The sequence below is a fragment of the Bacillus cereus group sp. Bc031 genome, assembly GCF_027716265.1.
Lineage (GTDB): Bacteria > Bacillota > Bacilli > Bacillales > Bacillaceae_G > Bacillus_A > Bacillus_A paranthracis.
Genome location: NZ_JAQFUL010000036.1, coordinates 41,169 through 49,703, shown reverse-complemented (window position 1 = coordinate 49,703; position 8,535 = coordinate 41,169). Strand labels below are relative to the sequence as shown.

The following is an 8,535-nucleotide window of genomic DNA, read 5'->3' as shown; positions in this document are numbered from 1 at the left end:
TTCTACTCTCAAGTTTTAAAAAATAAGTCCGATGCCAAAAGGCATCGGACTTATTTTTTAAACTTGATGGCTATGGCCCTATAAGGGCCCTATTTACTCTTTTCCATCTAATAAACGACCAAGTCCACCTAAAACACTACCTTCACCAGTGCTTTGCGCTGCTGGGCTTGTCAGACGTGCTGCTAAGCGGCTAAGTGTTAAGGACTGAATCCAAACTGTTCCAGGTCCTTCTAACGTTGCGAAGAATAAACCTTCGCCGCCAAATAGAGCTGTTTTTACTTTTCCAACGAACTCGACATCGTAGTTAACGTCTTTTGTCATGGCAACGAGACAACCTGTATCAATGCGAAGTTTTTCGCCAGGCTTTAATTCACGTTTGTATACAGTTCCGCCTGCATGCATGAAAGCAAGTCCATCACCTTCAAGTTTTTGCATGATGAAACCTTCACCACCGAAGAAACCAGTTCCTATTTTTTTCGTAAACTCAATGCCGATAGAAACGCCTTTTGCGGCACAAAGAAACGCATCTTTTTGACAAACTACTTTCCCTTGATATTCTGTTAAATCTACAGGAATAATTTTACCCGGATAAGGAGCAGCAAAGGATACGTGACGCTTGCCGTGACCTGTATTTGTAAATACAGTCATGAACATGCTTTCCCCTGTAACGAGACGCTTACCAGCGCCCATTAACTTTCCGAATAAACCTCCAGATGGTCCAGAACCATCACCGAAGATTGTTTCCATTTCGATGTAATCTTCCATCATCATCATTGCGCCAGCTTCTGCAATAACGCTTTCTTCTGGGTCTAACTCAATTTCAACAAACTGCATATCATCGCCGTATAATTTATACTCGATTTCATGTGCTCTCATTTTTTTCACCTCGTATGTAATAGATACTTATATTGTACAGAATTTAATAGGATTAGAATACTTTAGTTTTGTTAATTTTCAAATAAAGTGGGAGTACCCAAAATTGGTTGTCAGCTCTCACCAACCGAGCAGTCCGCAAATAGCGAGATAAAATATGAATATGGAAGTTCAACATTATATTAAAATTATAAAAAAATAATGGAATGAAAGTGTTCTCATTTGACGTTTTGGATATAGCGTGATATAGTGAAGTCACTATTGAGCTACATAATGTGGTACGGAAATAAAGCACGTTGAATTAAAGGCTGTAAGCTTGTTATACATTCATGTCCTTTATATCCACCTTTTCATGTGGATTCATAGTTTCATTTTTATTTAGGAGGTACATGACATGCAAACAGGTAAAGTTAAATGGTTCAACAGCGAAAAAGGTTTCGGTTTCATCGAAGTTGAAGGTGGAGACGATGTATTCGTTCACTTCTCAGCTATCCAAGGTGACGGATTCAAAACTTTAGAAGAAGGTCAAGAAGTTTCTTTCGAAATCGTTGAAGGTAACCGTGGACCACAAGCTGCTAACGTTACAAAAAACTAATTAGCTAGCGATAAAAAGCATTCCGATTTTCGGAATGCTTTTTTTTATTCTTTGGAACTCGACTCATTTGAAGATAATTCGCCCTTAAAGGTACGCTCTTCAAAGTCATCAAGCATTTGCTCATATTCTTCATGTTCTTCCGTAGCGAAAACTTGCGGATTTTTTCCATACATATCTGTACCGATAAAGTTTTCAAAATCCTCTACGTAGCCTACGTTTTCTTCACTATTTACGTACATGCCGTTATAGTTTTTCGAATCTTGTCTTTCTAAATCAGATGGTGTTTCAGATGTTCCGTAATTGGCAACATCTTGCCATGCATCTTCTGCATCATATTCAACAGAACGATCTTCATCATGTTTGTGGAAAGAAGGAGATAACACTTCTTCTTCGACTGGTCGTGTATTCATATTTAACTTACTTGTCGTGTGCTGTATGCATGTTGTAGCAGTCGGCATTGCTTCTAATCTTGCAAATGGAATTTCTTCGCCAGACACTTCGCAAATGCCGTACGTACCCGCTTCTATTTTTTGTAAGGCGTGTTTCGTGTCCTCAAGCTGTTTATGCCAAAGTTCAATAAGCCCGAAGTCTTTTTCACGTTCATATAGCTCTGTTGCCATATCAGCCGGATGGTTATCGTAGCTAGATAATTCTCCAACAGATTCACGTTCAGATGCACGATCTTCATTTTCGTGTGTTTGTATCGTTTGCTCTAGTTCTTGTTTTTGTTTTTCTAAAACGGATTTAAATTGATTTATTTGTTGTGGAGTTAACATAGTCGTCCACCTTCCTACAATTCAGTTTCTTTACATAGTATGAGCGTTGCGAGTAGGAATTATGAGCTGAAATTGGTATATGAAAAAGGAGCCGCATTAGCAGCTCCTTTTAAAGGAAATATCCAAGTAATAATCCGATTCCCATGAGGAGACCGAAGATTGTATTTGTTTTTGCTGTTGCTATCATCGCAGGTACCATTTCCATTGGAATGCTTTTGCCGATAAAGCCTTTCGTCGCTTTAAATGCTTTCGGTGCACTTAAAAATACGATAAGCATCCATGGTGATACAATGCCCACGATAATTAAAGCAATTGTCCAAATGTAGGAAACGATGAACATAGAAGCAAGTACACCGACCGCTCGCTCGCGTCCAACGAGAATGGCTAACGTTTTACGACCGTTTTCTTTATCGCCATCTAAGTCACGGATGTTATTAGCTAGTAAAATGGCACCAATTAAAATGGAGCTTGGAATAGATAGTAAAACGACTTCTGATGTTACAGTTCCAGTTTGAATAAAGAATGAAATCCCGATAATAATGACACCCATAAATAATCCGGCTGTTAACTCTCCAAATGGTGTATAGGCAATTGGAAGTGGACCGCCTGTATAAAGGTAAGCAACGGCCATACAAACAAGACCGATTGCAGCAAGCCACCAGCTAGAATTCATACAAATATAAACACCTAATAGTATTGCGATGCCGAAAAATCCAAATGCTAAGTTAAGCACTGTTTTTGGCTGAATGCCATCGCGAACGATAGCGCCGCCGATACCAACTGAACCTTCGTGATCAAGTCCTCTTTTATAATCAAAGTATTCATTAAACATGTTTGTTGCTGCCTGAATGAGAAGACAAGCAAGAAGCATTATAAGGAAAAGAGGGAGATGTATTTGATTTATACCTCCGACCTGCATTGCATAGGCTGTTCCGATGAAAACAGGAACGAAAGCTGCTGTTAATGTATGGGGACGTAGTAAACTCCACCAAATGCGCCAGCCTGTTTGCTTGCTTGGCTTTGGCGCCGTAGGAGAGGAATTCGTTTCGACGTTCATTTCCATGTTGAATCCTCCTTTGGTCACATATTGTACACAACTAAGTGTAGAAAAAGCATCATTTAGTGTCAACGTTTATTTTCTAGGAAGAGAAGGTGAATTTCTCAGAAATGCTAAACGTTGACAGGCCTTTCGTTTGAGGTGTATCTTAAAATCAAGCGTAATTATGACTATTTTTCGCCCATAGGGGGGAGACAATTGTGATTCAAACGAAACAAAAAGGCTTGCAGGAAGTTCTAAGTGCAGCCATTAAGCATGCAACTGATGAAAAAATATTGGTTAGTTTTGTAAAAAAAATAGACTGGATGGATCCACTTCTGTTTTATGCAGCAGGAAAAAGGATCTCATTCGAAAATAGATGTTATTTTGCAGACCCAGCTCAGCATGTAATATTTGCTGGAATTGGTTCTGTTTTCACTATAGCAACTGCTTCTCACAAACGCTTTCAAACTGCTCGTGACGAGTGGGATAAAGTAAAAGAGAAAGCATTTGTACAAAGAGAAAGATACGAATTTGGAACAGGTCCTCTTTTATTTGGTGGATTTTCATTTGACCAAGAAAAAGAGAAAACAGATTTATGGAAAGAATTTGATGATACGACATTTTCACTACCGGCATTTTTATTAACTGTAAAAAATGAAAAAGCATGGTTAACAATGAATACATTCGTTTCAGCAACAGATTGTGCAGAAACTCTTTATAACGAAATTGTTTCTTTAGAAGAGAAAATTTTTGAGGAGAGTAAATGTGCACTAGAAGGATCGAAATTAACAGTTACTTCTAAAGTAGAAGTGGATCCGAAAGGCTGGATGAAGTCCATTGAGAAAGTGCAAGATGAGATGAAGCAGGGGAACGTGCAGAAGGTTGTATTAGCGAGGGAGCTAAAAGTAGAGATGGATCATCATATTGATTCTGCGCTTGTTTTAGAAGCACTTCGCATTGGGCAACCAGATTGTTACGTATTTTCTTTTGATTATAAAGGAGCATGCTTCTTAGGAGCGACGCCAGAGAGATTAATTCGCAAAGAAGATGAGAAGTTTACTTCAATGTGTCTTGCTGGTTCAACTGGTCATGGTCAATCTATAGAAGAAAGTAAGCGAAATAGTGATGCACTTCTTCATGATGAAAAGAATTTAGCTGAACACGGTTATGTTGTGAACATGATTCGAGGAGTATTAAATGAGCACTGCGAATCCGTTAATATTCCGGAAAGTCCCGGTCTATTAACAACGAAAAACTTAATTCATTTATATACGCCTGTAGAGGCAAAAGGCGACGCGAGTCTTTTAACGATGGTAGAAGAATTACATCCAACACCAGCTCTTGGCGGGACACCTCGTTTGGAAGCGATGAAACTAATTCGTGATGTTGAATTGTTAGACAGAGGATTATATGGTGCACCGATTGGCTGGATAGATGATGAAGGAAATGGTGAATTTGCGGTTGCACTTCGCTGCGGATTATTAAATGGAGAGAAAGCATCCTTATTTGCCGGTTGCGGGATTGTAATTGATTCAGTACCGCAACTTGAATATGAAGAAACAAGTTTGAAGTTTAGACCGATGCTTGGTGCTTTGGAGGAATTAATGAAATGAACAATCATATAGAAGCATTATCATATTATTTAGGCGCGTTCGTGGATGAACTGACGCGTCTAAATGTATGTGATGTTGTCATTAGTCCAGGCTCACGGTCAACGCCGATTGCTCTACTAATGGAACAACATGAAGGAATGAACACATATTTACATGTAGATGAAAGATCTGCAGGATTTTTTGCGCTCGGTATTGCAAAAGCGAAAAAACGTCCTGTTGCATTATTATGTACGTCAGGAACGGCTGCAGCGAACTACTATCCAGCTGTATGTGAAGCTTTTCATTCGCGAGTGCCGCTTATCGTCTTAACGGCAGATAGACCGCATGAATTAAGAGATGTCGGTGCACCACAAGCGATGAATCAAATTAATTTATACGGCACGTTTGTGAAGCAATTTACAGAGATGGCACTTCCAGAAGCGAATGAGGCGATGTATCATTACGCTCGCATGACAACGCAGCGCACGATAGCAAGCGCGCTTTTAGCACCGCAAGGACCTGTTCATCTTAATTTTCCGGTTCGCGAACCGCTTATCCCGGACTTCTCATTAGAAAGTTTATGGGATAAAGGACGCGGAGAATATACAGGAGTAGTTCAGCGAGGGAACGCGGTGATGCCGAGTGAATATGTAGATTCTCTTGTAGGGCGCCTTTCACATATGGAAAAGGGGCTTATTATTTGTGGGGATGATAGTCATTCAGAAATCGCAATGTTTGCAACGCAACTAGCTGAAAAAACGGGATATCCAATATTAGCGGATCCACTTTCTAACATTCGTAGCGGGCACCACGACAAAACGATGGTAATTGACTGTTACGATACATTTTTACGAAATGAATTGTTAAAAGAAACGTGGAAGCCGGACGTTTTAATTCGCTTCGGTGGTATGCCTGTTTCGAAAGCATTAACGCAATTCATTAAAAAACAGACGAAAGCCGTTCATATCGTTGTTGACGAATCTGGACAATGGAGAGATCCGGCTCTCGTTGCAACAGAAGTTGTCCAAGCGAGTGATATTGCATTTTGCAGTGCACTAATAGAAAAAATGCCAGTTATGAAAAAGAATGATTGGTCCCAAATGTGGCAACATATAAACGAAAAAACGAAGGAAACGCTTCGTGAAATGGAAACATATGATACGGCATTTGAAGGAAGAGTCATTACAGATATTGTCCGCGTATTACCAGAAGGGGCAACGTTATTTGCAAGTAATAGTATGCCAATTCGTGATACAGATTCTTTCTTCTTCACATCGGATAAAGACATTCAAGTAATGGCAAATCGCGGTGTAAATGGGATTGATGGGATCATTTCGACAGCTTTAGGAGCGAGCATGATTTGCGATCCGCTCGTATTAGTGATTGGTGATTTATCATTCTATCACGATTTAAATGGACTACTAGCCGCAAAATTACATGAATTAAACATAACGATTGTCGTTGTAAATAATGACGGTGGCGGTATTTTCTCATTCTTACCACAGTATGAGAAAAAGGAACATTTCGAATCGTTATTTGGAACACCGATTGGCCTTGATTATGAGCATGTTGTCAACATGTACGGTGGTTCATTTAGCCGTGTAAATGGCTGGGAGCAATTCCGAGAAGAAGTACAAAAAGGAACAACGACAGAAGGTTTACACGTTGTGGAAATTTGTACGAACCGTGATGAAAACTTAACGTTGCACCGTACGTTATGGGCAAAAACACAGGGCGTAATTACTACATCGTTGCAAGGTGAATCAAAATGAACGTAACACTGCAAGGTGTATCGTATGAATATGAAGTAGTCGGAAGCGGGGAACCACTTCTACTTCTTCATGGTTTTACGGGAAGCATGGAGACGTGGCGTTCCTTCGTTCCTTCTTGGAGTGAGCAATTTCAAGTCATTTTAGTAGATATTGTAGGACATGGAAAAACGGAAAGTCCTGAAGATATGACGCATTATGATATTCGAAATGCGGCATTGCAAATGAAAGAACTATTAGATTATCTTCATATTGAAAAGGCGCATATACTTGGCTATTCAATGGGCGGTAGACTGGCGATTACGATGGCGTGTCTATATCCAGAATATGTACGCTCTCTTTTATTAGAAAATTGTACAGCTGGGCTTGAAAGTAGAGATGAGCGAAAAGAACGCTGTGAAAAAGATGAGCGACTTGCTCAAAAAATTGAGCGAGAAGGCATCGAAAGTTTTGTATTGATGTGGGAAAGTATTCCGCTGTTTGAAACGCAAAAACGTTTAGCACAAAACGTACAAGAAGCAGTGCGAAAAGAACGACTTGCTAACAATCCAAAAGGGCTCGCAAATAGCTTGCGCGGCATGGGAACAGGGGCTCAGCCTTCATGGTGGAATGAGCTGAAAAACTTAAAAATGCCTGTTCTTTTAATGAACGGTGAGCATGATGAAAAGTTCTTTCGTATATTAAAAAATATCGAAAAATGCGTCTCTGACGCGAAATTTGTCAAAATTGATGGTGCTGGCCATGCAATTCATGTGGAACAACCGGAAAAGTTTGATACAATAGTAAAGGGGTTTCTAAAAACTATGCAGTGATGCTTTTTTCAGTTAAGAATGAAGTTACACTTATAGAGGAAATCAGAAATATACAAGGAGGTAGTTGTAATGGCTATTGAATGGGTAAAAGAAGGCAATTACGAAGATATTATTTATTCAACATACAATGGTATCGCAAAGATTTCGATTAACCGCCCTGAAGTACATAACGCATTCCGTCCTAAAACGGTAATGGAGTTAATCGACGCTTTTGCATATGCTCGTGATGATGCAAATGTTGGCGTTATCATTTTAACAGGTGAAGGTGGACGTGCATTCTGTTCTGGCGGCGACCAAAAAGTTCGCGGTCATGGTGGATATGTAGGTGACGACCAAATCCCTCGTTTAAATGTATTAGACTTACAACGTCTAATTCGCGCAATTCCTAAACCAGTTATCGCAATGGTAGCAGGTTATGCAATCGGTGGTGGGCACGTACTTCATATCGTATGTGACTTAACAATCGCTGCAGACAACGCTGTATTCGGACAAACAGGTCCTAAAGTAGGAAGCTTTGACGGTGGATACGGAGCTGGTTACTTAGCTCGTATGGTAGGTCACAAGAAAGCTCGCGAAATTTGGTACCTATGCCGTCAATATAGTGCACAAGAAGCGCTTGATATGGGCTTAGTAAATACAGTAGTACCATTAGAACAACTTGAAGCAGAAACAGTACAATGGGCAGAAGAAATTTTAGCAAACAGCCCAATGGCACTTCGTTTCCTAAAAGCTGCATTCAACGCAGACACAGACGGTCTAGCTGGTATTCAACAACTAGCTGGAGATGCAACGTTATTGTACTACACAACTGACGAAGCAAAAGAAGGTCGCGACGCGTTCAAAGAAAAACGCCGTCCAGACTTCGGTCAATTCCCTCGTTTCCCGTGATCAAACCAAAAGCGGAAGCAGCTCGTTCAGAATGTGAGGGGGATGGAGCTTCTGACGTAGAGGCGCTTTTTGCCTCGTAGGAAGAAGTGAAGCCACCGAACATTCTAGCTGCTGTAGCTGGATGAGATCAAAAGCGAAAGCGGCTCACTTAGAACACGAGGGCGTTGGAACTCCTGACGTAGAGGCGCTTT

At 40.3% G+C, this 8,535-nt stretch carries 8 protein-coding genes; 5 read left to right on the top strand and 3 right to left on the bottom strand.

All coding sequences use genetic code 11. The features are described 5' to 3' along the window. Positions 1 to 93: 93 nt before the first annotated feature. The gene (locus PDQ33_RS15465; RefSeq protein WP_001201259.1) at positions 94 to 876 is read right to left on the bottom strand and encodes a TIGR00266 family protein; all 783 of its coding nucleotides are present in this window, start codon (positions 874 to 876) and stop codon (positions 94 to 96) included. 391 nt (positions 877 to 1,267) lie between these two features. Between PDQ33_RS15465 and cspD the strand changes: the two genes are divergently transcribed. Continuing rightward, on the top strand, positions 1,268 to 1,468 hold the full coding sequence (gene cspD, locus PDQ33_RS15460) for a cold-shock protein CspD (protein WP_001193054.1): 201 nt from the start codon (positions 1,268 to 1,270) through the stop codon (positions 1,466 to 1,468). Positions 1,469 to 1,512: 44 nt separating this feature from the next. Here cspD and PDQ33_RS15455 read toward each other — a convergent pair whose 3' ends face one another. Both PDQ33_RS15455 and PDQ33_RS15450 read right to left on the bottom strand, forming a co-directional pair. Continuing rightward, the gene (locus tag PDQ33_RS15455; protein WP_061131967.1) at positions 1,513 to 2,244 is read right to left on the bottom strand and encodes a yteA family sporulation protein; all 732 of its coding nucleotides are present in this window, start codon (positions 2,242 to 2,244) and stop codon (positions 1,513 to 1,515) included. Positions 2,245 to 2,353: 109 nt separating this feature from the next. Further along, positions 2,354 to 3,307, bottom strand: coding sequence for a 1,4-dihydroxy-2-naphthoate polyprenyltransferase (locus PDQ33_RS15450; RefSeq protein WP_000425747.1), 954 nt, complete (start codon positions 3,305 to 3,307; stop codon positions 2,354 to 2,356). Positions 3,308 to 3,501: 194 nt separating this feature from the next. Between PDQ33_RS15450 and PDQ33_RS15445 the strand changes: the two genes are divergently transcribed. From PDQ33_RS15445 to menB, 4 genes are all read left to right on the top strand, one after another. Next, positions 3,502 to 4,896, top strand: a complete 1,395-nt coding sequence (locus tag PDQ33_RS15445; RefSeq protein WP_000616745.1) for an isochorismate synthase — start codon at positions 3,502 to 3,504, stop codon at positions 4,894 to 4,896. Beyond that, on the top strand, positions 4,893 to 6,647 hold the full coding sequence (gene menD / locus PDQ33_RS15440; protein WP_270756093.1) for a 2-succinyl-5-enolpyruvyl-6-hydroxy-3-cyclohexene-1-carboxylic-acid synthase: 1,755 nt from the start codon (positions 4,893 to 4,895) through the stop codon (positions 6,645 to 6,647). Before PDQ33_RS15445 ends, menD begins: the two co-directional genes overlap by 4 nt. Further along, positions 6,644 to 7,456, top strand: a complete 813-nt coding sequence (gene menH, locus PDQ33_RS15435; RefSeq protein ID WP_061131969.1) for a 2-succinyl-6-hydroxy-2,4-cyclohexadiene-1-carboxylate synthase — start codon at positions 6,644 to 6,646, stop codon at positions 7,454 to 7,456. Before menD ends, menH begins: the two co-directional genes overlap by 4 nt. Before the next feature lie 69 nt (positions 7,457 to 7,525). Further along, positions 7,526 to 8,344, top strand: a complete 819-nt coding sequence (gene menB, locus PDQ33_RS15430) for a 1,4-dihydroxy-2-naphthoyl-CoA synthase (RefSeq protein WP_061131970.1) — start codon at positions 7,526 to 7,528, stop codon at positions 8,342 to 8,344. The last annotated feature ends 191 nt before the right edge of the window (positions 8,345 to 8,535 follow it).

What these genes read in the sequence shown, in the direction of transcription:
- menD (WP_270756093.1), top strand. Translation starts at nt 4,893, where the DNA reads ATGAACAATCATATAGAAGCATTATCATATTATTTAGGCGCGTTCGTG.
- PDQ33_RS15465 (WP_001201259.1), bottom strand. Translation starts at nt 876, where the DNA reads ATGAGAGCACATGAAATCGAGTATAAATTATACGGCGATGATATGCAG.
- cspD (WP_001193054.1), top strand. Translation starts at nt 1,268, where the DNA reads ATGCAAACAGGTAAAGTTAAATGGTTCAACAGCGAAAAAGGTTTCGGT.
- PDQ33_RS15450 (WP_000425747.1), bottom strand. Translation starts at nt 3,307, where the DNA reads ATGGAAATGAACGTCGAAACGAATTCCTCTCCTACGGCGCCAAAGCCA.
- menB (WP_061131970.1), top strand. Translation starts at nt 7,526, where the DNA reads ATGGCTATTGAATGGGTAAAAGAAGGCAATTACGAAGATATTATTTAT.
- menH (WP_061131969.1), top strand. Translation starts at nt 6,644, where the DNA reads ATGAACGTAACACTGCAAGGTGTATCGTATGAATATGAAGTAGTCGGA.
- PDQ33_RS15455 (WP_061131967.1), bottom strand. Translation starts at nt 2,244, where the DNA reads ATGTTAACTCCACAACAAATAAATCAATTTAAATCCGTTTTAGAAAAA.